23 protein-coding genes and 1 riboswitch are annotated in these 24,755 nt (G+C 39.2%); of the genes, 15 read left to right on the top strand and 8 right to left on the bottom strand.

The features are described from left to right. Positions 1-39: 39 nt before the first annotated feature. Positions 40-1,386, bottom strand: coding sequence for an MATE family efflux transporter (locus tag MHB65_RS11895; protein ID WP_205443434.1), 1,347 nt, complete (start codon positions 1,384-1,386; stop codon positions 40-42). Positions 1,387-1,556: 170 nt separating this feature from the next. Here MHB65_RS11895 and MHB65_RS11900 point away from each other — a divergent pair, with 170 nt between their 5' ends. Further along, entirely contained in the window at positions 1,557-2,633 is a 1,077-nt protein-coding gene (locus MHB65_RS11900; RefSeq protein ID WP_342443630.1) for an undecaprenyldiphospho-muramoylpentapeptide beta-N-acetylglucosaminyltransferase, read from the top strand. 81 nt (positions 2,634-2,714) lie between these two features. Here MHB65_RS11900 and MHB65_RS11905 read toward each other — a convergent pair whose 3' ends face one another. Beyond that, positions 2,715-3,263 carry a GNAT family protein gene (locus MHB65_RS11905; protein ID WP_205443437.1) on the bottom strand — a complete coding sequence of 183 codons (549 nt, stop codon included), beginning with the start codon at positions 3,261-3,263 and terminating at the stop codon, positions 2,715-2,717. A 542-nt stretch (positions 3,264-3,805) separates the two neighbouring features. Between MHB65_RS11905 and MHB65_RS11910 the strand changes: the two genes are divergently transcribed. The 9 genes from MHB65_RS11910 (at position 3,806) to MHB65_RS11950 (ending at position 16,019) form a co-directional block, all read left to right on the top strand. Next, positions 3,806-5,833, top strand: coding sequence for a diguanylate cyclase (locus tag MHB65_RS11910; RefSeq protein ID WP_205443439.1), 2,028 nt, complete (start codon positions 3,806-3,808; stop codon positions 5,831-5,833). 113 nt (positions 5,834-5,946) lie between these two features. Then, positions 5,947-6,621, top strand: a complete 675-nt coding sequence (locus tag MHB65_RS11915; protein ID WP_342443631.1) for a response regulator transcription factor — start codon at positions 5,947-5,949, stop codon at positions 6,619-6,621. Beyond that, positions 6,618-8,003, top strand: a complete 1,386-nt coding sequence (locus tag MHB65_RS11920) for a HAMP domain-containing histidine kinase (protein WP_205443442.1) — start codon at positions 6,618-6,620, stop codon at positions 8,001-8,003. The genes MHB65_RS11915 and MHB65_RS11920 overlap by 4 nt, the downstream gene beginning before the upstream one ends. A gap of 232 nt (positions 8,004-8,235) precedes the next feature. Next, positions 8,236-11,061, top strand: coding sequence for a 2-oxoglutarate dehydrogenase E1 component (locus MHB65_RS11925; protein ID WP_342443632.1), 2,826 nt, complete (start codon positions 8,236-8,238; stop codon positions 11,059-11,061). Between the two features lie 91 nt (positions 11,062-11,152). Beyond that, entirely contained in the window at positions 11,153-12,412 is a 1,260-nt protein-coding gene (odhB, locus tag MHB65_RS11930; RefSeq protein ID WP_205443445.1) for a 2-oxoglutarate dehydrogenase complex dihydrolipoyllysine-residue succinyltransferase, read from the top strand. Positions 12,413-12,753: 341 nt separating this feature from the next. After that, a riboswitch (Lysine riboswitch) is annotated at positions 12,754-12,940 on the top strand. A 119-nt stretch (positions 12,941-13,059) separates the two neighbouring features. Beyond that, entirely contained in the window at positions 13,060-13,917 is an 858-nt protein-coding gene (locus MHB65_RS11935) for a transporter substrate-binding domain-containing protein (RefSeq protein WP_342443633.1), read from the top strand. Between the two features lie 170 nt (positions 13,918-14,087). Then, positions 14,088-14,813 carry an amino acid ABC transporter permease gene (locus MHB65_RS11940; protein WP_342443634.1) on the top strand — a complete coding sequence of 242 codons (726 nt, stop codon included), beginning with the start codon at positions 14,088-14,090 and terminating at the stop codon, positions 14,811-14,813. Between the two features lie 12 nt (positions 14,814-14,825). Continuing rightward, positions 14,826-15,557: an amino acid ABC transporter ATP-binding protein gene (locus tag MHB65_RS11945; protein ID WP_205443450.1), complete on the top strand. Its 732-nt coding sequence runs from the start codon at positions 14,826-14,828 to the stop codon at positions 15,555-15,557. 264 nt (positions 15,558-15,821) lie between these two features. Further along, positions 15,822-16,019 carry a DUF6501 family protein gene (locus MHB65_RS11950; RefSeq protein ID WP_016994029.1) on the top strand — a complete coding sequence of 66 codons (198 nt, stop codon included), beginning with the start codon at positions 15,822-15,824 and terminating at the stop codon, positions 16,017-16,019. A 48-nt stretch (positions 16,020-16,067) separates the two neighbouring features. Here the strand turns inward: MHB65_RS11950 and MHB65_RS11955 are convergent, their stop codons facing one another. Both MHB65_RS11955 and MHB65_RS11960 read right to left on the bottom strand, forming a co-directional pair. Further along, a complete protein-coding gene (locus tag MHB65_RS11955) occupies positions 16,068-17,135 on the bottom strand; it encodes a toxic anion resistance protein (protein ID WP_342443635.1) in 1,068 nt (355 codons plus the stop codon). Next, a complete protein-coding gene (locus MHB65_RS11960; protein ID WP_004230101.1) occupies positions 17,132-17,782 on the bottom strand; it encodes a 5-bromo-4-chloroindolyl phosphate hydrolysis family protein in 651 nt (216 codons plus the stop codon). The genes MHB65_RS11955 and MHB65_RS11960 overlap by 4 nt, the downstream gene beginning before the upstream one ends. A gap of 425 nt (positions 17,783-18,207) precedes the next feature. Here MHB65_RS11960 and MHB65_RS11965 point away from each other — a divergent pair, with 425 nt between their 5' ends. Further along, positions 18,208-18,417 carry a hypothetical protein gene (locus MHB65_RS11965; protein ID WP_205443453.1) on the top strand — a complete coding sequence of 70 codons (210 nt, stop codon included), beginning with the start codon at positions 18,208-18,210 and terminating at the stop codon, positions 18,415-18,417. A 72-nt stretch (positions 18,418-18,489) separates the two neighbouring features. Here the strand turns inward: MHB65_RS11965 and MHB65_RS11970 are convergent, their stop codons facing one another. Beyond that, the gene (locus MHB65_RS11970; RefSeq protein WP_342443636.1) at positions 18,490-18,771 is read right to left on the bottom strand and encodes an acylphosphatase; all 282 of its coding nucleotides are present in this window, start codon (positions 18,769-18,771) and stop codon (positions 18,490-18,492) included. A 45-nt stretch (positions 18,772-18,816) separates the two neighbouring features. Continuing rightward, on the bottom strand, positions 18,817-20,544 hold the full coding sequence (locus MHB65_RS11975; protein ID WP_342443637.1) for a globin-coupled sensor protein: 1,728 nt from the start codon (positions 20,542-20,544) through the stop codon (positions 18,817-18,819). A gap of 123 nt (positions 20,545-20,667) precedes the next feature. Here MHB65_RS11975 and MHB65_RS11980 point away from each other — a divergent pair, with 123 nt between their 5' ends. From MHB65_RS11980 to MHB65_RS11990, 3 genes are all read left to right on the top strand, one after another. Beyond that, positions 20,668-20,952 carry a DUF1033 family protein gene (locus MHB65_RS11980; RefSeq protein WP_342443638.1) on the top strand — a complete coding sequence of 95 codons (285 nt, stop codon included), beginning with the start codon at positions 20,668-20,670 and terminating at the stop codon, positions 20,950-20,952. Positions 20,953-21,175: 223 nt separating this feature from the next. Then, positions 21,176-21,376, top strand: a complete 201-nt coding sequence (locus tag MHB65_RS11985; RefSeq protein ID WP_004230088.1) for a cold-shock protein — start codon at positions 21,176-21,178, stop codon at positions 21,374-21,376. A 644-nt stretch (positions 21,377-22,020) separates the two neighbouring features. After that, on the top strand, positions 22,021-22,512 hold the full coding sequence (locus MHB65_RS11990; RefSeq protein ID WP_342443639.1) for a DUF1232 domain-containing protein: 492 nt from the start codon (positions 22,021-22,023) through the stop codon (positions 22,510-22,512). Positions 22,513-22,565: 53 nt separating this feature from the next. Here the strand turns inward: MHB65_RS11990 and MHB65_RS11995 are convergent, their stop codons facing one another. Both MHB65_RS11995 and MHB65_RS12000 read right to left on the bottom strand, forming a co-directional pair. Then, on the bottom strand, positions 22,566-23,378 hold the full coding sequence (locus tag MHB65_RS11995) for a serine protease (RefSeq protein ID WP_342443640.1): 813 nt from the start codon (positions 23,376-23,378) through the stop codon (positions 22,566-22,568). A 58-nt stretch (positions 23,379-23,436) separates the two neighbouring features. Continuing rightward, entirely contained in the window at positions 23,437-24,075 is a 639-nt protein-coding gene (locus MHB65_RS12000) for a hypothetical protein (RefSeq protein WP_342443641.1), read from the bottom strand. Positions 24,076-24,245: 170 nt separating this feature from the next. Between MHB65_RS12000 and MHB65_RS12005 the strand changes: the two genes are divergently transcribed. Continuing rightward, entirely contained in the window at positions 24,246-24,716 is a 471-nt protein-coding gene (locus MHB65_RS12005) for a DinB family protein (protein ID WP_342443642.1), read from the top strand. Positions 24,717-24,755: the final 39 nt, after the last annotated feature.

Raw genomic sequence — 24,755 nt, forward strand, 5'->3', positions numbered from 1 at the left:
AATCGCCTTTCTCAAGTTGGAGAAAAGCGATTTTTGTCGTTAGACTGTGACTCTTTTTTGAACAATCAGCAGGCGGATTAATAGGGTAATCGCGCCCATTGTTAAACCTGCCACAAGTCCAATCCAATAGCCAAACGGGCCGAAATCTGTATGCGTAGCAAGGGTATACCCAACTGGCAAGCCAATCACCCAGTAAGAGATAATGGCCATGATAAATGTGATCATGACATCCTTATAGCCTCTTAATGCCCCTTGTACAGGTGCTTGAATCGCATCAGATAGCTGGAAAATGGCTGCATAGACTAAAAATTGTACGGCATACTCAAGAACCATCTGATCAGTCGTATACATATGGGCTACAGGCTCACGTAAGATAAATAAGATGCAAGCAGAAATAAAGCTAAATAAAATGGCAGTGCCGACACATAGATAACTATACATACGAGCATCTCGCATGCGACCCGCCCCAATCTCAAAACCTACTAATATCGTGACGCCCATAGAAATACTGAGCGGCACCATGTATAACAGGGAGGTGAAATTGATGGCAATCTGATGGGCTGCGATAATTTCTGTGCTAAAATTACTCATCATCATGGTAACGGCAGAAAAAATACTCGTTTCTGCAAATAGGGAAATGCCGATTGGTACACCAATCAATAAAATTTCCTTCCAACGAAGCCATTCAAGCTTAGGCCAGTCATGAAACAGACGGAAGCGTTCGAACGGTACTCGTTTGGCGATAATCCATACAGTAATCAGGAATATTAGCCAGTATGTAATCGCTGTAGCTACACCAGCCCCGATGCCACCAAGCTCAGGTGCACCGAATTTGCCGAAAATAAAGATATAGTTCAGCACGATATTGATCGGCGTCGTCATTAAGGTAATGATCATTGTGACACGTGTCTGGCCAAGGGCATCGATAAAACAACGCATAACAAAAAATAAGAAGAGTGGCAAAAGACCAGCACACATCGAATAGATATAGCCTTTTGCAATGGTATGTACAGCAGATTCTAAGTTCATCTTGCTAAGTATCCAATCGATGCCAAAGAAGAGTCCTGTAAAAATAAGGACTGCCAGCAGTATCGCAACATAAATGCCTTGCTGGACTGCCTTTTTTGCATCCATCTCTTTTTTGGCTCCGACAAGCTGTGAGACAATGGGGGTAATTGCAAGAAGTATACCTGATAGTCCTGTATAAATCGGCATCCAAATGGAGGAACCAATCGAGACACCTGCTAAATCAACCGTCCCATAGCGACTGGACATTAAAATATCAAAAAATGAAATAAGATAAATGGCTACCTGTGTCACTAAAATAGGGACAATCATTTTTAAGAGTAGCGCGTATTTTTCCTTAATTGTGGATGTTTGATACATATTTTCTACTTCCTTCATGAACATAATGAACAAGTATAGCATATGTAAAGAGAGAAAAGCTGAAATTTTCATGCTTCATCTATATCTTTTCCTCCGCATATAGTAAAATAGAACACTGTAAACAAAAAGTAGTGCTAACTACAATGGTTTTAAGGAATAGGAGAATTTGTGTGAAACAACAAACAATCATTTTAACCGGTGGTGGGACAGCTGGCCATGTATCGTTAAACCAAGCGATACTCCCGTCTTTACTTGAACTTGGTTATGATGTCCACTATATTGGCTCTGAGCAGGGTATTGAAAAAGAATTAATTGGCGAGGCGTTCCCCGATGTTCCGTTTTATGGCATTGCGAGTGGTAAATTGCGTCGTTATTTCTCGATGAAAAATTTTACAGATCCGTTTAAGGTGCTTGCTGGAATGATGCAGGCTTTTCGTATTATTAAAAAAGTGAAGCCACATGTTATCTTTTCCAAAGGAGGGTTTGTCTCTGTACCCGTTGTGATGGCAGCGAAATTGGCAGGTGTGCCAGTCGTCATCCATGAGTCCGATGTGACACCTGGCCTTGCCAACAAAATAGCCTTGCCTTTTGCTTCCCATGTATTCACGATTTTTGAAGAGACACTAAAGCATCTACCGCAAGAAAAGGCGACTTGCACAGGCTCCATTATTCGTCCTGAGTTATTTGAGGGGGAAAGAGCAAGGGGGCTAGCTTTCTGCGGCTTCTCTACATTAAAGCCTGTATTGCTTGTGATGGGTGGAAGTTTGGGCTCTGTTGTCCTAAATGAGGCATTGCGTAAAAACTTACCAGAGCTTCTAAAGCAATTTCACATCATTCATTTATGTGGAAAGGGGAACTATGACCAAGCACTGGAGGCGATGCCAGGCTACAAGCAATTTGAGTATGTGACAACCGAGTTACCTGATTTATTGCATGCTGCAGATTTTATTGTGTCACGAGCCGGCTCTAACTCCATCTTTGAATTTTTAGCGCTTCACAAGCCGATGCTATTAGTACCTCTCTCTGCGCAAAAAAGCCGTGGGGATCAAATTTTAAATGCCAACTTGTTTAAAAAACAAGGTTATGCAGAAGTGTTACAGGAAGAAGAGTTGACAAAGGAATCTTTCATGAAGTCTGTTCATACACTAACAGAGCGTAAAGTGGCAATGGTAGAGACAATGGCAAAAACGCAAAAACCAAAAACACCAGATGAAATGGCGTCCTTAATTTTACGCTACAAAAAATAAGTGCTATTTGAAAAGAAAAGAAGCTATGAGGCAGGTCAAAATGACAACACCTTATAGCTTCTCTTTTATCTATATCGCACACTACATTGCTTGCTCTTCGCCTTCTTGCATTTGATGTGCCGTTGTTAGGTAGAATAAATCTTTTGGAATTTTAAATAAATCAAATTGTGCCTCACCGCTATTGACCTGTGCTAATAATGTTGGGTGACTTTCATTGGCGTTCACTACATAAGGTAGCTTTAAAGCAGCACGCTGTGATTTTAAATTTTCAACTCGAATACGGAGAAATACCGTATGGAAATTATAGTCAAAAAATAATTCGTTCAAAAATAACATTTTCGCTTTTTGATTATAACCTTTACCTTGGTAAGGGAGTCCAATCCACGTTCCTAGAAAGCCTGCACCGTCCTCCACATCGTGAATACTAATGGTGCCGATTGGTTGACCCCAATCATCAGTTATGGTCCTCGAGATAGCGAGTCCTCTCGCTTCCTCTTCAATCAGTTGTTTTGTCATAAACCAATATTCATCAGCAGATGTGGCTTTTTGACGGACAAAAGGGAATACAGAAGGGTGTGATAATAGCTCATAAAGCTCTGTACATTCATGCAGGTCTCGATGTTTAAGCATACGAAACGCCTCCTTTACTAGGGTAGTTAAAACAATTCCGTTGAAGCATAAAGAAGAAAACTAAAATTCGTACTGGAATTAAAACCCAAAGAACTAGACGTTATAACTATGATATTCCATAATCTCCCGCTGTCTTACTGATTTCGACCATACCGAAAAAAGGCTAGTTTTTTAAATATAATATAACATATAATCTGTTTGATGCAATCATTTTGCTCGTAAAAAAACAAAATTTGAGTTTAATAGTCAGTAAATTCCGACAAAAGAAATGAGATTATCAATAATATTGTTGTTTTTTAGCATTAAGCCTATCCTATCAATTTTATCTAATATTAATCATTTATCTAATCCTTTAGTAGGAATAGAGACTTGCTAGAATAGGTAATATACCAAAAAATATCCTAAAAAGGATATAATTTTTATGATTCTAGAAAGGTAATTTTTTATTTTTATGTTATAATAGTAGTATTAATTTTGATCTAATGAAACATACATATGAACATTTCTATCATGACGGCAATGGCTTTTCTGGAGGTGACAGCATGGAGTATATTTTAAGCGAAGATTTCTTTAATTCATTATTTATTGGCAAGGATTTTGCTTTTCTCGTGAAAAAAGTTGGGGACGATTATCAATATATTCGCTTAAATCAAGCAGCTCGAGATCTGTTATCGAATGAGGCGATTGGCAAAATGATTTCGGCCGTTACCTCAAAGCGTAATTTTTCGATCATTCAGAAAAATTATCATGAGGCAATTAGAGAACATAAACAGGTTGACTATGTAGATTATGCATATGTTCAGTCGGAGGTTCGTAAATATGAAACATCCGTCAGACCGTTAAAATATAAGAATGAAGACTATATATTAGCCATTACGAAGGAAATACTTTATGACCGCAGTATTGAAGATAAATTTTTATTTATGCGGTCCATGTTTGATCATGCCTTTTTCTCTACGGTCATTTTATCGGCTGAGGGCATAGTATACGAAGTGAATTCAAGCTTTATGGAAGATTTTCAACTAGATAATGAAACGGTCAAACAAAAAATGTTTGTGGATTTACCGATTATTCCAAAAGAAGAAGTGGAACAAATTCAAGTTTGTTTACAAAAAGCTGCACGAGGAGAAAATGTGGGTGAAAAGTTTATTAAATTGCATACATTGGACCAGCAGGAACGCATGTATTTGCTGTCGTTATCACCGGTGATGCAGGACGATAATTCCTTTGCCATATTTCTTGTTATGCAAGATTTTACACAATTTACTTTACAAAAAGCAGAACTACGCTCGAAGTCTCATGGGCTAGAAGTATTTAAATCTGCATTAAATTCAGCTACGGCCATTGCTGTATTAGATCATGAGTGCAACATCACTGAAGTGAGTGATATGTTTTTACAGGCTTCTGGCTACACGGCTGAGGAGTTAATCGGTCAGCCCTACGCATTAATTGAACCTCGGTTCCGTGGGCAAAACCTTTTACCAATAATCGAAAGTAAGCTGGATACGGTGGGGATTTGGCGTGGAGAGCTTTGCTATCGAACAAAATATCATGCCGATTATTGGGTAGAAGCAACCATCGTACCATTAAAAAATGAGTTTGGTCAAATTGAACAAATTTTAACCATTAACTATGATATTACCGATAAGAAAAGAATGTTCACAGAATTAAAAAATATTGAACGTACATTCCGACTCATTACGGAAAATACAAACGATTTAATTGTGATTACAAATGAAGATGGCATCATTATTTATGCTTCACCTTCCTATGGTATTTATTTGGGCTATGAAAATGTAGAGCTACAAGGACAATTTTACAGTGACATTATTGATCGGGAAAGTAAGGGCGAATGGCAGACATTCTTGAATAATTATACAGGACAAACTGATTCACAGTTCGAGCTATTGCTGAAGGCGAAGGATGGGACACCGATTTGGACGGAGGGGAATGTCACGGTTGTGCATGATCCTGAACGTGAAAAGGTTTCGCAAATTATGATGGTGTCTCGTGAAATTACCCATCGCAAAGAAAGGGAAAATGATTTGCTGTATCTAGCCTATCATGATGCTTTAACACAGCTACCCAATCGGCGCTATTTACAAAAGGAGTTTCCAAAAATCCTGGCTGAAGCAAATGAAAATCAGACTAGTGTGGCGATGCTCTATATAGATGGCGATGATTTTAAAGAAGTAAATGATGGCTTCGGCCATGACACAGGCGATGCGTTTATTCAGCGATTTGGCAGTTGCTTGAACAAAACAGTCCGAAGCCACGACATGGTTATTCGAATAGGTGGCGATGAATTTATTGTCATCTTAACAGGCTTAACGAGAGAGCAAGAAAAAAGACATCATCAAATTATGCATATTATTCGTCGCATCCGTGATGAATTAGCAGAAGGCTGGATGATAGAGGACCATCTTTTTACACCAACAGCCTCTATTGGCATTGCCTATTACCCAGACCATGCCCAATCTTTGGATGAGCTAATGGATTTAGCTGACCAAGCATTATATAAATCAAAAGAATTGGGGAAAAACAACCTCTCCATTTCCGACATACACTAAAAAAGTCTGTCCACAAGGATTTCCTTGTGAGACAGACTTTTTATTTGATGTTATGCTATAACAGTATAGGGATAAAAATCCTACATCGTTATTTTGGAATAGAAGGTGATACGATGTCTAAGAAGATATTGTTGGTAGAAGATGAGAAGCATATTGCTCGTTTTGTCGAACTTGAATTACAGCATGAAGGCTATGAAGTGAAAACTGCCTTTGATGGTCGTGAAGGTTTGGCTATGGCAACCTCTGAAAATTTTGATGTACTGTTACTGGATGTCATGTTACCGAGCATTAATGGGATTGAGATTTGCCGTCGTATCCGAACGCAATCACAGGTGCCCATCATTTTATTAACGGCACGAGATGCTGTGATGGATCGTGTAGCGGGCCTCGATGCAGGGGCAGATGACTATATCGTCAAGCCTTTTGCAATTGAAGAGCTGCTGGCAAGAATACGGACGATTTTACGTCGTGTCACACCAGAGCAGACAAGCAGTGAATCTTTATGCTTACGGGATATTGAAATAGATGTAGCAGCCTATGAAGTTTTCGTTCAGGGGAATAAACTTGACCTAACAAAGACAGAATATGACTTACTGAAACTATTAATCGAGCACAAAAATAGAGTCTGTACGCGAGAGCATATTTTAACATCCGTTTGGGGCTATGATACGGATATTGAGACCAATGTGGTAGATGTTTATATCAGACATTTACGGACAAAGCTCCCTGGTGCGATGAACGATTATATTGAAACCGTTCGCGGTGTTGGGTATGTGATGCGAGAATGAATAAGTTAAAAGATTATTTACGTCAGCAATCCTTGCAGAAGAAGTGGATGCTGACCTCAAGCAGTGTCATCTTTATTAGCTTTACAATTATTTGTGTAGTCGTCTATCTTTCTCTGCATACGTGGTTATTAAACGATGAGGAGAGTAAGGTCAATCGGACAAGTAAGGATATCATCTCTTTTTTAGAATCACAGGGTCCTACAATTACCATTCAGCAAATTCAGCAAAATACGGGCTTACTCAAATCCATTGCGGATCGCGATGAGACAGTCCGAATATTTAATGCTGATGGGGTGGATATTTTACGAATCAATGATACCTCTGCTGCTGCACCACTGAGCTCGCTGCAAGAGATTTTTGAGATGACCATTGATAAGCAGGATGTGTTGGTCATCAATGAACCGATACGGATGGGCTTTTTCCAAGGCTATATTCAAGTGATTCATCCTTTAACTAGTTTTCAATCACTCATGCACTATCTATTGACCGCCATGCTGATAGCAGGATTAGGCGCATTAGTGTTATCAGGCTCTATTGGCTATTATTTGGCGAACTATTTAATGAAGCCATTACATGAATTGCGTGCATCCATGAAAACGGTGATGGATCAAGGGTTTAATGAGCCTATACAGCTAACCTATACATCACATGACGAAATTGGTGATTTACTGAAAATGTACAATGCCATGATGAATGAGCTGCAAATTTCATTTACCCAGCAGCAGCAATTTGTCGCCGATGCTTCCCATGAGCTACGTACGCCGATCCAAGCAATTGAAGGACATCTTTCTCTTTTAAAAAGATGGGGCAAACATGATCCCGCCATATTAGAAGAATCCATTGATACCTCCTTAACAGAAATTGCTCGTATGCGCAAAATGATTGAGGAATTATTAGAGCTTGCACGGCGTGAGGAAAAAGATGAGACAAGTGAGGCAAATGCACTAGTGGTCATTGAAGCAGTGATGGATGAGCTCAAGCTTGTTCATCCACAAGCGCGAATTTTGCTGTCGAAACATGGTGAAATAGGTCTGTTATTTATCTCCGAAAATGCACTAAGTCAAATTGTTCGTAATATAATAGAGAATGCCATTCGTTATTGTGAAAAAATTCCTGAGATACAAATTTCTATTTCTGTTGCTGGAAATTATGCATGTTTAGAAATTGCTGATAATGGTATAGGAATAGCAGAAGAGGATATTCCGTTTATCTTTGATCGTTTTTATCGAGTGGACGAAGCAAGAAATCGTCAAATTGGTGGAACGGGCTTAGGGCTTAGTATTTCGAAGATGTTACTTGAAAAATACAATGCAACGGTAGAAGTCAAGAGTGAGGTTAATATTGGAACCGTTTTCTTGCTGAAAATCCCGCTAAAATATTAAGAAAAATACATGCTTTATTTCATTATTCTATCCTTTGCGAAAAAAATTGCTTAATTTGCTAAAAAGAGTTGTATTTTTTGTGAAGAGTAGTAAGATTGAGATGGAAAAAACGTTCTTTAAAATATGGAAAAGTAGTGTGAAACATTCTTTTAAAGAACGGTTAAATATTATATAATTAATTGCAATTTAATTAATGGAACTGCCGAAAGGCAAAATTTGGAGGTCATTTTTCATGTCGAACAACGTTACAACTGTAAGTTCTCCATGGTCAGCTTTCTCTGGTCCTAACTTAGGATATGTGATGGAGCAATACGACTTATTCTTACAGTCTCCTGAAGAAGTAGAACCGGAGTTAGTTTCTTTATTCCAACAATTTGGTGCACCAGTAGTAGTAGAAGGTGAAGTAGCTGTAGCTAGTCATACAGCAGCGGCTCCTGCTGGCGATTACAAAAAAGTGTTAGCCGCTGTAAAACTAGCAGATGCAATTCGTTCACGCGGTCATTTAGCGGCAGATATTTATCCTCTGAAAAACCGTGAACTACAAACAGCTCAAATTGAAGAAAGCGCGTTCAACTTAAGCGCTGCAGATTTAGCTGAAATTCCTGCAGCAATCTTCTTCAAAGATGTGCCAGCAAACGTGAAAAATGGTAAGGATGCAATCGAATATTTAAAAGCTATTTATACAGATAAAGTAGCATTTGAATATGGTCACGTAGTAGCTACTGAAGAACGTGATTGGATTCAAGCGCAAATCGAATCAGGCTCATTCAAACAAGCGTTATCTGCTGATGAGAAGAAAGCCTTATTAGATCGTTTAACTCGCGTTGAAAATTTCGAGAAATTTATTCATAAAACATTTGTAGGGCAAAAGCGTTTCTCTGGTGAGGGCTTAGATACGCAAATCGTTCTATTTGATGAAATCATTAAAACGGCAGAAGCGAAAAATGTGAAAAACGTACGTATTGGTATGGCACACCGTGGTCGCTTAAACGTTTTAACACACATTTTAAATAAACCTTATGACATGATGTTCTCTGACTTTGCACATGTTTCCAATGATTTATTTATGCCAGAGCATGGCCGCCTTGAAATTACAAAAGGTTGGACAGGTGATGTGAAATACCACATGGGTGCTTCTTACAACCGTGAATCTGGTGTGAATGTGAAATTGGCTTACAACCCATCTCACTTAGAAGTGGGCAATCCAGTCGTACTTGGTGCTACTCGTGCCACACAAGATGATACGTCTAAACCAGGGCAACCTGCCTTCGATCGTACAAAAGGCTTAGGCATTCTTGTGCACGGTGACGCTGCGTTCCCAGGTCAAGGGATTGTAACGGAAGTCTTAAACTTCGCTAAAACTGAAGGCTTTACAACAGGTGGAACAATCCACATTATCGCAAACAATATGATCGGTTTCACAACAGAACATTATGATTCTCGTTCTTCTGTATACTCTTCTGACCCAGCAAAAGGCTATGAAGTGCCAGTAGTCCATGTCAACGCAGATAGCCCAGAGGCAGTAGCACAAGTTGGTCGTTTTGCAGCGAACTACCGTCAAACATTTGGCAAAGACATCATTGTGGACTTAGTAGGTTACCGTCGTCATGGTCATAACGAAACAGATGATCCAACAGTGACAAACCCAGAAACATATAAATTAGTATCTAAACATGAAACAGTGCGTGCATTATATGGTGCACAATTAGTGGCAGAAGGTCTTGTATCTAATGAGGATGTAGCGGCACTAGATACAGCGATCTATGCAGAAATGCAAGCAGCCTATGACCATGTCAAAGAAATGGCAGATAAAGATGATCATCATCATTTAGAAATGCCAGAAGAATTAAAAGTAGAGTTCCCACAAATTGATACGGCAGTTGGTGCGGAGCGTTTAGAAAAAATCAATGAAGAGCTTTTAGTGTTTGAAGAAAACTTCGAGCCACAGAAAAAGCTTGGTAAAATTTTAGAAAAACGTCGTGATGCTTATGCATCTGCAAAAATTGACTGGGGCCATGCGGAAACGTTAGCGTATGCAACGATTATCCAAGACGGTACACCAGTACGTTTTACAGGGCAAGATGCTCAACGTGGTACATTCTCTCAACGTCACTTAGTACTACATGATAAAAACAACGGCAATGTCTTCACACCACTACACCATATTTCTGGTGCGAACGCATCCTTTACAGTATACAACTCTCCACTGACTGAAGCTGGGGTAGTAGGCTTTGAGTACGGTTACAATCTAGAAAACAGCCATGTACTAACAGTATGGGAAGCACAATTCGGTGACTTTGCGAATATGGCACAAGTGATGTTTGATAACTTTATTTCAGGGGCACGCTCTAAATGGGGTCAAAAATCTGGACTCGTTATCCTATTACCTCATGGTTATGAAGGTCAAGGTCCAGAGCACTCTTCAAGCCGTATGGAACGCTATTTACAAATGTCAGCTGAAAATAACTGGTTTGTAGCGAACTGTTCAAATGCAGGAAACTACTACCACTTATTACGCCGTCAAGCAGCATTATTAGGTACAGAAGGGGTACGTCCACTTGTAGTCGTATCACCAAAATCATTATTACGTCACCCATTAGCTGCGGCGAATGCTGAGCAATTAGCAAATGGTTCATTCCAAGAAGTGATTGAACAACCAGGCTTAGGCGCTAAACCAGAAGCTGTAGAGCGCATCGTTTTAGGTACAGGTAAAGTGATGATCGACATAGCAGAGCGCGTGAAAGACGGCGAAGGCTTCGATCACCTACACATTATCCGTGTAGAACAACTTTACCCATTCCCAAAAGAGCAAGTTGCTGGTATCATTGCTAAGTATCCTAATGTGAAAGAGATCGTATGGGTACAAGAAGAACCTAAAAACCAAGGCTCATGGAATTATGCACTAGAAACATTATATGCACTTTCAGAAGGTAAAAAGCTTCGCTATGTAGGTCGTCCTGCAATGAGCTCAACTTCTGAAGGAGATGCAGATTCTCATAAAGCAGCACAAGCAGCTCTTATTGAAGAAGCGGTTGCTGAGTCAGTAAAGGTTAAATAATCACATATCAATTTTTGAAACTGGGCTACTTGCCCTTAAGCAGTAGCCCTTCTATGTGCGTCATGCACGTTAATCAAAGGAGGAAATGAAAGTGGCTGAAATTAAAGTCCCTGAATTAGCAGAATCGATTACAGAAGGTAGTATCGCACAGTGGGTAAAAAAAGTGGGCGATCGCGTTGAAAAAGGTGAATTCATCGTTGAACTTGAAACAGATAAAGTAAACGCTGAGATCATTTCTGAAGAAGCAGGTGTATTAACACAAATTTTAGCTGAAGAAGGCGATACTGTACTAGTTGGTCAAGTTATCGCAGTAGTAGAAGCAGGCGAAGGCGCAGCAGCAGCTCCAGCGGCAGCACCAACTGAAGCAGCTCCAGCTCCAGCAGCGCCACAAGCAGCACCTGCACCAGTTGCAGCGGCTCCAGTAGTAGAAGAAACTTCTGGTGAGCGTGTAGTTGCATCGCCAGCAGCACGTCGTCTTGCACGTGAAAAAGGTATTGACCTTGCAGCGGTATCTCCAGTAGATCCACAAGGACGCGTACGTGTACAAGATGTAGCAGCACATGGTACAGCACCAGCTGTAGCACCAGTAGCAGCACCTACATCAGTAGCAACTTCAGGTGGCCCAGTAGTATTCACACCAGCAGCTAATTCTGACCGTGTAACAATTGAAAAAATGAGCCGTCGTCGTCAAACAATTGCAAAACGTTTATTAGAAGTGAAACAATCAACAGCAATGTTAACAACATTCAACGAAATTGACATGACAAACATCATGGCACTTCGTAAACGTAAACAAGAAGAGTTTGTGAAAGCAAACGACATCAAACTTGGTTTCATGTCATTCTTTACAAAAGCTGTTGTTGCAGCACTGAAAAAATACCCATACGTAAACGCTCAAATCTCTGGCGATGAAATTCATTTAAATAACTTCTTTGATATCGGTATTGCTGTATCAACTGAAGAAGGTTTAGTCGTACCAGTTGTACGCGATGCAAACAGCAAAAACTTCGCTGAAATCGAAAAAGATATCGCTAACTTAGCGACAAAAGCTCGTGATAAAAAATTAGGCCTAAATGACATGGCTGGTGGATCATTCACAATCACAAACGGTGGTGTATTCGGTTCATTAATGTCAACACCAATTATGAACGGTACGCAAGCTGGTATTTTAGGTATGCACTCAATTGTTAACCGTCCAGTTGGCGTAAATGGTGAAGTTCAAATCCGTCCAATGATGTATGTAGCACTTTCTTACGATCACCGTATCATCGATGGAAAAGATTCTGTAGGATTCTTAAAAACAGTTAAAGAATTAATCGAAAATCCTGAAGATTTATTATTAAATTCATAATGCCATTAAACCCTGCGAACAATGTTCAGCAGGGTTTTTTTGTGCATGACGAAAGGTTTTGACCGATTCTATTTTTGAAAGAGTACGAATGTTATATCGTTTAGAGGAGCCAAAAGAAATAAACACAACTTTTCTCACAGAGAGCATATACGCTCTAATAAAAATTTGTTGTAATTTTCGGAAATATCGATGAAAGCTCAACGATTTAAAATGGATAGGGAACGCACAATACCCTAATATTGTCATTAGTCAGAAAAATGTTAAAACTGTCTTGACGAACATATTAGTTTTATAGTAGTATCTAAATATCAATTAAATAAACAAACCTCACGAATATTTACCAGTGAGGTAGAGGCGCGGTATTTATTAGTTCATTGTAGAGTACAAGCAAGCGAAGACGCAATGAAGAAGGAAATATCGCCGAAGTATAAAAGGAGCTCGTACTTTTATACTGGGTCTGCAGTGAATAAGTGCAGGACTGTCCTAGTAAATGGATTTCCAGATTTACTAGGTTGTGCTATCTCGGAAACATGGAAATTATAGTGAGGATTTGGGCAACTGTCATAAAAGGTAAGACCTAAGTTCAATATACTTAGGTCTTTTTTAGTACAGTTGTCTTATTTTTTTACAGAAAAGGGGAGTTTTTCATGAAAAGAAAATGGTTGTTAGTAATGATCTCTATCATGACGGCAATTGTGCTAGCTGCATGTGGCACAAGTGACAAAAAAGAGGGCGGTTCAGGTGATGCTGGAGCTGACAAAGAAGAAGGCGGCGGTGAATTCCGAATTGGAATGGAGGCTGGCTACCCACCGTTCAACTGGACACAGCAAGACGATGCGAATGGCGCTGTGAAAATAGCGGATAATGCAGAGTATGCAGGCGGCTATGATGTACAAATGGCGAAGAAAATCGCTGAAGGTTTAGGCAAAGAGTTAGTCATTGTTAAAATGGAGTGGGACGGATTAGTGCCAGCGCTACAATCGAACAAAATTGATGCGATTATCGCAGGGATGTCACCAACAGAAGAACGTAAGAAAACAATTGATTTTACAGAAAACTATTACACATCTGATTTTGTGATGGTTATTAAAAAAGGTAGTAAATATGAAGATGCAAAATCGATTCAAGATTTCTCAGGTGCTAAAATTACATCACAATTAAATACATCAAACTACACAGTGATTGATCAAATCAAAGGTGTAGAAAAACAAACGGCAATGGAAAGCTTCCCAGCAATGCGTGTGGCGTTAGAAGCAGGTAAAATTGATGGCTATGTAGCTGAACGTCCAGAGGGTATTTCTGCTGCTGCTGCCAACGATAAGTTCACATATGTAGCATTTGAAGAAGGCTTTGATACAGATCCATCAAATACTTCAATTGCTGTAGGCTTACGTAAGGACGACGCAAATCGTGAAAAAATCAATGAAGTCCTAAAAGGCATTTCGGAAGACGATCGTCAAGCGATTATGGAAGAAGCTATTTCGCAACAACCAGCAGCACAATAATGACAAGGCACGGGCTAGTTGCTAGTCCGTGCATGATCATTTCATCATTATCAAAATGAGAACCTCTCTACATAATGATAATGTCCTAGCGTGACAAAACATAGAATGGTAGAAAGAGCTAGGACACAAAAGAAATAAGCAAGCAAGATGACATTGTTAGGAGGAACATCATGAGTCTTGAATGGATACTTTCAATTATTGAAAACAACTGGCAAATGTTTTTACGAGGTGCGTATTATACGTTACTGATTTCGAGTATTAGTACAATTATTGGTGCATTTATCGGATTTTTCATCGGAATTATGCATACGATTCCAGTTCGTAAAAAAGGTGTGAAATTTTATAGCTTAAAGCTCATTAAATTTATACTGACATGCTATGTTGAATTTTTCCGTGGTACACCAATGATTGTACAGGCTATGGTTGTCTACTACGGATTAGATATTGCATTCGGTATCGATATGCACTTTATTACAGCAGGTATTTTAGTCGTTTCCCTCAATACAGGGGCATACATGGCAGAAATTGTTCGTGGTGGTATTGTATCGATTGATAATGGTCAATACGAGGCAGCATCAGCAATTGGTATGAATCACTTCCAAATTATGATTCACGTTGTCTTACCACAAGTAGCGCGTAACGTCTTACCAGCGACTGGTAACCAATTAATTATGAATATTAAAGATACAGCCGTTTTAAATGTCATTGGGGTAACGGAATTATTCTTCCAAACTAAATCAATTTCAGGTAACAACTTCCGCTATTTCGAATCATTCTTTGTTGCATGTATTCTTTATTTCATCATGACATTTACCGCATCACGCATTCTTCTTTACGTTGAAAAACGTTTAGATGGACCTGATGCCTATCAAAAAGAACAAAAAGAAGCCGTATAGGGGGACGCACAAATGGCAGTCATTAAAATCGAACATTTAAGTAAATCATTTGGACGTAACCAAGTGTTAAAAGATGTGAATTTCCAAGTGGAAAAAGGAGAGGTAGTTTGTTTAATTGGCTCCTCAGGCTCTGGTAAATCCACATTGCTTCGTTGCATAAATTTATTAGAAACGCCAAGTGGCGGTCAAATTATTTATAAAGGGGAAGACATCCTAGATGAAAAGCACAATATTCAAGAATATCGCACACATTTAGGCATGGTGTTCCAGCAGTTCAATTTATTTAACAACCACAACGTCATAAGTAATTGCACAGTGGGCCAAGTCAAAGTGTTAAAACGTTCGAAAAAAGAAGCAGAAGAAACGGCGCTTAAATATTTGAAAATCGTTGGCATGGATCAATATGTGAATGCCAAGCCGCGTCAGCTTTCAGGCGGACAAAAGCAGCGTGTGGCCATCGCTCGCGCCTTATCAATGAATCCAGATGTAATGCTATTTGATGAACCAACATCCGCATTAGACCCAGAAATGGTAGGTGAGGTGTTAAAGGTCATGCGTCAGCTAGCAGATGAGGGCAATACGATGCTCATCGTGACACATGAGATGGAATTTGCCAAAGAAGTGGCAGATCGTGTTGTCTTTATGGATAAAGGCGTAATTGTCGAAGAAGGACCTCCAGCACAAGTGTTAGTTAATCCGTTACATGAACGTACGAAGGAATTTTTAAAGCGTACTTTAAAATAAGCACAAAAAAGGTGAGTCCAACCAGTTGGACTCACTTATTTTCTAGAATTCCATTCTGCATAAAGCACAAAGCAGATTGCGAATGCTACAGCAATGATAAAAAACCATTGCGGAACACCACCAAAACTCATCATAACACCTCAAATTTTCATTTTTTTTGGATAGAATAGGTATAGTATTTCTTTTTTCTCCACAAAAGACCAAAAATATTATAGAATAAGCAATAGACATTAGCTTTTGCTAGTAAAGAGAGGTAGAGAGAATATGTTACATTTAAAATGGAAAGATGCGCCAACATTACGAACGGTTACTTGCAAACATACAAATGCATCAAAATACTTAGTATCCAACGTATTAACAGTAGGGAAAGAATATGAAGTGAAAAATGAAACAGAAGAGTTCATTTTTATCATCGACAATACAGGTAATGTCGGTGGCTACTATAAAGATTATTTTGAATAAAAACAAACAGGGTGGTTCAGAACTTTTACTGAGCCACCCATTTTTTCGTTAATCTCGCCGATAGCTGCTAGCACCCGCCACATCCTGTAGCTGTTGTTTCTCTTGTTCAGTTGCCGTATGCAGGGCAAATACATCTTTAATCGCTGTTTGCAGCTCTTGCTGTGTTTCTTTAAATTTCGAAACTTGCTGTTCAAACGTGGGACTAGAGAAGCGATCATGGGCCTGTGATAATCGTTCCTCTAAACGTGCATAATGATGATCCATATGCATAGACAGCATCATCGCCAGTTGGTTTTTCCAGAGTGGAATCAAGGTAACGATAGAAAACTCGATTTTTTCTGCTAACGTTTGATTGGCCTGCTGAATCATACGGATTTGAGGAGCTGTTTGCAGAGCGACTTGCTGTGATACTTGTAAATCATAAATACGTTGATCGAGTCTTTCGATTTGAGCAGCAAAGTCATTTAATTGCTGGATCGCAAGTGGCTGTTTGGTAGCTTGGACACTCGTTATTTGTGCAGGTAGCTCTACCTCAATGGCTTGCTGCTTTTTCATTTGTCCTGCGGCAATCGCCGTTGCCAATTCCTCAAAAAATCCTCGATTATGGGCATAAAGCGCCTCTAAGTTTTCAACATCTTTTATCAGCTGAAGCTGTGCACGTTCCAGCTGAACGCCAATGCGTTCCACCTGTATACTAATACGTTCAAATTCTGTGAGTGTTTGCTTCACATTAGGCTCGGTTTTGCCAAAGATTTTTTTGAAAAAGGTTTGCTTTTTTGGTTCCAAAGCAGTTGGATCTACTCGATCTAACGTCTGCATTAAAGAATCCAGCATTTGACCGATTTTAGTGACATCCTTTTGCTTTACTTGAGCAAGCATGCGGTCGGCAAATTGAGACAGAGCTCGCTGTGAATCTTGCCCAAGGGACAGCAATGATTCAAAATCAGTCAAATCGATTTGACTGGCATACAGTAATGCACGACTTTGTGCAAGAGGCGATAGCGTTTCATAAGTCGCCATCGCCTCGTTTTGCGGAGTTGTTTCTAAATAGGATTGGACTAGTGGAGAAAGCCCTGGTATGGTATTTAGTTGAAATGCGTGTTCGTTTGCTGTCATTTATCATCGCCTCGCCAGTCCAATTGTTCTCTACGTCTAAGATTGGAACGATTTGCGAATTCAATCTCCATTTGCAGATGATCGATATCATTTGCAAGCGCATCCTTCAAATCAATTTGAATGGTGTCATTCAAATCAGTTAGGGTTTCACGTGTTTTGGATAAAGTTAATTGAATTTCCTTATCCTTCACTGGCTGCTTGGAAAGCATTGTATATTTATCCGTTAATTCTACAGCAGAAGGTAAGTGTGCATAGAAAAATGGTTCCACATTATAAAATTTACGTGGGTCTGTCTTGACGATTTTGACGATATTTTTGGAGATACGCGTCATTTCAAGTAGTTGTTTAAACGCTGAAACAGAACGTACACGTAAATAGTTTTGACTCAATGTTTGAATATGCTTATTAGCTGTTAATACTTGTGTTTCAATGTGTTTGAATTCTTCTTTTGTGATGCCTGCTATTTGCATGACTTTCTTTTTTTGTCTATGTTTCAGCAACGCTGTACTCGTCGCATAGGAACCCGCAAACAGTAAACCACCAAGGAAGAATCCAGGATTTGCCGCAATTGCTGCGATAGAAACAGTTGTGAGCGAAATAAGAAAGCTGGCACTATGTCTAGAGAAAAACTGTCCGACACTAAGCATTGTTTCATCCTCCTTGCTTTTCAATATGTCTATCTTCTTATACGAAATAATCGACATAAAGTTTCATTGAAAATTAATCCCTTACATAAATTTTACTGCTATTTGTGAACTTTCTCAATGATAATACATAGAATAAGTGAGTTGTTTCGATGAATTAGTCGTTTTTGTCCTCTTAAGGAGTCATTTAGATCGCTTTTTTTCAATTCAAGAGCGGTTTCTGCCTCAGAGAGAGCGGTATTATTCAAATTGAGAGCGGTGTTGATCCTCGAGAGAGCGGTTAAGTGAGATCCATGAGCGGCTTCGGCATCGAGATGAGCGGTTTATTCTCTAAGAAGAGCGCCTTCATCCAAAAGAATGAAGTAGTGAAGGCCTTGTATGAAACTTTTTCCAAGTAAATTCGTAACTGATACAAAGGGGGATAGATCATGTCGAAAATTTTTCTGGTGTCTATTACTAAAAACATTGATGATCAAGTAAGTGAGCAAAAAGTGAAAGAAAAAGTCTTTGAGAAAAAATCAAAGTTAAAAGCGTATTTAAACAAAGAAGGGTATATGAAGGAATCTAAAAATCAATATGTGAAAATCACGGACGAATCGATATTTGTTGCTGCGATTCAGAAAATAAAAATCAAATAATAATCATGAGGTCATGTTCCTACGAGCATGACTTTTTAAATGTGTTTTTAAAGACATTTAAAAAGCCAGACATTAAACAATGTCTGACTCCATACGTATATAGCCTTTTAAATCGTCGGATAGTTCTAATGAAAATGAATTGGAATCGGCTTGGGGGCTAACGCCTTTTTGGACAAAAAGGAGGAACTCATTGAGTGCCTTTTCTGTGCCCTCCACTTCCACTTCAATTTGCTCTGCGTCATTCAATCGACAGTATCCTTTTAACCCTAATTCAATCGCTTTTTGCTTGATGAAGAAACGATAGCCTGTGCCATAGACATCACCAAAAAATTTTATACTTGCTCGTTTGTTCAAGGGAATACCTCCTACTTAATGAGGGAGAGGGATGAACCTCTCCTTTTATTGCATGACACGTTCTTTTTCTAAATAGGCAATTAAGTTATTAATGTAATAAAGCACATGCTTAGATGCCTCATCGACCTCTTTTAGATGCACATCGGCTTGCTCGATATGACCCGCTTTATGGGCTTCAGCGGCAAGCTTCGCTGATTCATGGACGCGTAAATGATAACCATCTAACTCATAATAGTCCTGTAAATGACCGAAACGTTCGACTGTACGAGGTGCTGTGTACCATTTGCCAAGTCGACAGTCTCGATGCGAAGAAACATCGCTTGGATCAACGTTTTCAAGGCCAAGGAACATGTTATAAATGCGCCATTTCCATAAAATATGATCCGCCTTCGATAATTGTAATAGAGCAATAGAAGAAAGCTGAACATTATTGTTAGCAATAAGGTCATTACGGAAACGGTTAATTTCTTTCCCTAATAAATGAATATCGCTAGATGTATTATGACTATAATCACGAATATCTTCTTGTAAACTTGAAATTTCGATCATTCTTGCTGAAACTTCATCAATCGCGGCTGCTTGCTCCTGGGAAATGGCTGCCGTATTTGTCACATCTAAATTAATACCCTCAATCGCTTGAACAATGGCATTTAATAATGGTAACGAATCTTTTGCTTCAACGGTTGCTTCTTTAATAATGGCTGTAGTATCAGTAATCGAGTTAGATACATCATTGGAATAACTCTTTAAATGATGGACATTCGCAGATACTTCACTTAGCGCAGATACCGTGTTTTCAGCAAGCTTTCTTACTTCCTGTGCAACAACCGCAAAGCCTTTCCCATGTTCACCAGCACGCGCAGCTTCAATGGAGGCATTCAGTGCGAGGAGGTTGGTTTGATCGGCGATTTGATTGATTAATGTGACAACCTGCTCAATATCATTTACCCGTTTTTGCAATTCTGAAAATGATTCTACAATGGAAGTAAATGTTTCTTCTGTTTTAAAGATTTCCGATAAGGCATGTTCAATTGCGTTTTTCCCTTTCGTTGCATGGTCAACAGATTCGGTTGTTTTCTCAGATATATGAGAAGACATGCGCGCAACCTCATTGATAGAAGCGGCAATCTGTTCTGTAGCAGCTGTAGAGGATTGGATTTCTTCATTTTGCTTATCTAGGCTAAAAACTAAATCCTTCATGTACATAATTTTGGCATTGACATCCATTAAAGAGGATACTTCTCCTACCACATTTTCAATAATACGCTCCGTCAACACCTCCACCAATAACTCTTGATCGACATTGACAGCGGATTGGAATGATTTCATATATTGAAATGCTTTATTCGGCTTGATACCAAAATTGTATAAAATATATGTAGTAATGTAGAAGGCAAATTGGTTGAATACAACAATTAATTTACCAGGCTCGTATTGATGCTTGCGAAATAGATTGAAAAATTTGACAGTTTCGTCTACATAATGATCATCACGTGTTCCTAAGAAAAACTGTGTTAAATATTGATTAATATTTTCTTCACTAATGGTTAATTGAGAGGTAGGGGATATCTCGCTTAAATAATGATGAAAAATGGCATTCATGGAAGGGGTAATATCTTTGAGCTTTTGATAGAGTGCCTTTAAGTGCTCTTCATCCTGTGAAGAGAAATGGTTGAATGCCAGAGTTTTGTGAAATCGGCCTGTTGCATGTAAATCTGTACCACGTTTTAGTAGCTCTTCTAGCTCTGCTTTAGGTCGAATGCTTGAAAACATAAAAATACCTCCAAAAAGTATGTATAATAAGGTAATAATAGCATAATTCAGGTGGTTTTAATAGACATTTCAGTTGTGTTTGCTAAAATGAAACTATCTTATGACAGCAAGGAATGGGCAAATATGTATACAATTATTTACATGAAAGCGGACTATGAGCCTTGGTGGAAATTTGAAGGCTGGGAAGCTTATATTCAAACAAAAGATACATTTGATACGAAGGAGCTCTTTGAACGTGCATTACAGCAAAAATTAGCACATTTCCGCTCCTCTTATGATAATGAGGCGACGAAGGAAGAGCAGTATTGGGCCTTTTGGTCTGGGGATGAAAGCTTTTATTGTGAGGCTTGCGATGATGATGCACAAGTATATCATGGAATAATTGCGTGTAAAATAGAGGAGAAGTAAAACAATTTTGAAATAAAGTAAAAAAACATTTTTTCTTTATTTGACAAAATTATGAATGGCAGTTATACTTAAGTTAACAATTTAATTGCTTCACCGGTAACATGAATTCACATATTACAAAAAGTGATCGCGTTAGTTCGGTACTCTTTGTAATATGTGAATTTTTTTCATTCGCTGAAGAAATTACATATTGTTCACTTTTATTTTTTGGAGGTTTTCTTAAATGAAACAAGGTACAGTAAAATGGTTTAACTCAGAAAAAGGTTTTGGATTCATCGAAGTTGAAGGTGAAAACGACGTATTCGTACACTTCTCAGCTATCCAAGGCGAAGGTTTCAAAACTCTTGACGAAGGTCAAAAAGTGGAATTCGAAGTTGTAGATGGCAACCGCGGACCACAAGCTGCTAACGTAACTAAACTTTAATTCTCAGTAATTAAAACTACTTTCGTTAAACCCAAGACATCCTATGCAAATAGGATGTCTTTTTTGTATCATTTAAAAGTTTAAGGATTACAAATCCTATTTTAGGTTAAATATATAGTAGTGGCGGATAGCAGCGATAAAGTAGCGGTTAGAACTGCAAGAATGAGGGATCGCTGTAAAAGTAGCGGATAAGCTTGCAAAAGTGAAGGATAGCTTTACAAAAGAAGCGGTTAGAACTGCGAAAGTGAAGGATAGCGCTATAAAAGTAGTGGTTAGAACTGCAAGAATGAGGGATCGCTGTAGAAGTAGCGGATAGCCTTGCGAAAGTGAGGGATAGCGCTACAAAAGAAGCAGTTAGAACTGCAAAAGTGAAGGATAGCGCTATAAAAGAAGCGGTTAGGACTGCAAGAATGAGGGATCGCTGTAGAAGAAGCGGATAGCCTTGCGAAAGTGAAGGATAGCGCTATAAAAGAAGCGGTTAGAACTGCAAGAATGAGGGATAGCTGTAAAAGTAGCGGATAGCCTTGCGAAAGTGAAGGATAGCGCTATAAAAGTAGTGGTTAGAACTGCAAGAATGAGAGATAGCTGTAATAGAAGCGAGTAGTCCCGCTAAAATACTGAATAGTTAGCATAGAAGGAGGCAGATGAATTTGAAGAATGAAGAAAAATTGCCTGATGAACAGGAGCAGCAAGATTTTTATCAGAAACTACGTACAAAATTAGTAGCGTTTCTTGGATCGAAAAAGGGAAAAAGCAATAAATTTACACCGTATTTAATGTTTGTGCCTGATTTATTTCATTTATTAATTAAAACCGTAACGGATGCGGGTGTGGATAAGAAGAGTCGTGCGTTAATTGGGGCATCCATTGCGTATTTTGTGTTGCCGATGGATCTAATGCCAGAAGGACTATTGGGCTTTGGTGGCTATTTAGATGATGTAGTGCTAGCAACTTTTGTGGTAAATACGATTATCAATAAATTGGGGCCAGATGTAGTAGAAAAGCATTGGACAGGAGATGACAAGCTTTTGCATGTGCTGCAAAAGGTGGCCGAAGTGAGTGATGAGGTTGTCAGTAAAATTCCTGTGAAATCGCCAATTGCTCAGTTTGTGAAGCAAGAGAGTAAAGATCAATAATAATATTATGTAAACTCATAGCACCCTAAAAAATGAACCTGTGATAAGCAGGTTCATTTTTCTAATAAATTCCGGAGCTGTTGTACAGGTACAAACAGGCCGACACGTCCAATGGGCTCATATTTCATCGTTGCAAAGATCACCCCAATAACCTCGCCCTTTTGATCGATGACAGGGCTTCCGCTATTCCCACGATAAACAGGTGCTTTTAGCATCATCACAGGCTCCTGCCAATCCTCTAATTGAATGGATTCTAGCAATGTCCCCTCATTAGCAATGCCCGTAAAAGCAAGTGGATTTCCAATAAAATAGACATGTTCATTAGCTGAGTAAGGTGGCTCTTCTGCAAGAGGGAGATAGGGGAGCTGCTCGGCTTCCACTTGTACTAGGGCTAAATCTACGGCTGGATAGCTCTCGATTAATGTTGCCTCCATTAACCCCTCATCTGGAAAGACGACAGATAATGTTGTGGCATTTTCTACTACATGGGCATTGGTGACAATCAGACCATCAGGAGAGATGGCAAAACCAGTGCCTTTACTGGAGCCTGTCGAAATTTCAACGACTGCTTTTTTATAGGTTTGTATATCCTCTTGTGCTGAGAGTCTCGTTGAAACCTTGATAAATTCAAGCGCAGGTATGGAATAAATTTGAAAAATCAGGGCGAATGTATTGAAAAACAGTACCATTGCCATGCCCCACACAATCCAGCGGACAAGAGGCTTTTGTTTTTTTTGCTTTTTTCCATGAATGCGTTCTTCTCGCTCCTGTGCCAATGCTTTTTGCTGTTCCTCGAGTACAAGCTCAATAAATTCTTCTTCCGTTAAGTCTTCTTGCTTTGGTGTTGCATTATGTATTTCACTCATGTATGGCCCCCCTTTGCTAAAAAACAGACGCCCAAGCAGGACGCCTGTTTTCATTCAATTATTCTATTTTTTGCAAGGTTGATGTCACAACAAATGGCTCATCTTGCTCTGTTTCCATCGTATCCTCTGTGCGGATTAGGCCAATATCTTTTGCAAAATATTTGATTGTCGTCATTTGGTCTTTAGAGCGAGTTAGCTGGATGACATCTTGATAGACCGTTGTGCCTGTATCGACAGTGGCAGTCGTTGATTCAATGGTCCAACCTTGAAAGCTCGTCCCGACTTGTAATGGCTTTTGAAGTATAGTTTCCAGTACAGGGTAAGAAGATGCCTCTGCTGCACTTGGCATGCTTGGATTGCTGTCAACGGGTTCTCGATAGACAAGATCAATGCTTGCATCGGTTATACGATAGATTTTTAATAGTGTCACACCACCATTATCCTCTATTTGCGCGATATGCTGTGTATCGAGATAGGTTGTTTTTAGTGTGAAGCTGGCAAACTCATTTCCTTCCCCTTGAAAAGAGGCGACGGATCCATCAGGTGGAAAATAGGATAGAAGTGACGTTTGATCTTGTTCATCTGATTGCTTGTCCTCCACAGGTGGTGTTGGCGATGGCACAGGCTCTTCTTTGACTTCTTCACGACAGCCAGCAAGTAGAAATGCAAGAGAAAGTACGAGAACATGGTATCTCATAAGCACACTCCTTCGCTATTTTCTTTCATTATACGTGAATGGAGGGCGTTATACGAATGAAATGAGAAATTAATTTCATAATAATATTATGTAAACTGCATACTAGAAACTTGTAACAGAATGGAAAATTAACTATGATAGAAATGAAGTTAAAAATGGGGGGCAAAGATATGTATAGACAAGTAGATGATTTTTTACAAGAATGGTCAAATGCATCGAAGGGAACACTGCAAGTATTACAGGCTTTAACAGATGACAAGCTAGCGCAAAGTATTGTAGAGGGTCATAGTACACTTGGCTGGTTAGGTTGGCATTTAGTTGGGGCGGCTGGTTATTTTAGCTATCTAGCAGGGTTAAAAGTGCCAATGATTCGTCAAGAAGATCCTGTACCAGCGACTGCAGCTGAGATTGTGACAGCCTATGAAAGCGTTGCAAATGGTATTAAAGAGGAAGTAGCTAAGCTTTCGAATGACGATTTACTAGAGGTAGTAAATGGCTTTACGGCACCCATGTCAAAAGGGGCTTTATTACGTGTATTAATCGACCATCAAACACATCATCGTGGACAAATGACGGTCCTGCTACGTCAAGCAGGCTTACCAGTACCTGGTGTGATGGGACCAACAAAAGAAATGCAATAACAACGCAAGCGGCAGATATATCGTTTATCTGCTGCCTTT

Source organism: Lysinibacillus sp. FSL K6-0075 (genome assembly GCF_038592945.1).
GTDB lineage: Bacteria > Bacillota > Bacilli > Bacillales_A > Planococcaceae > Lysinibacillus > Lysinibacillus fusiformis_F.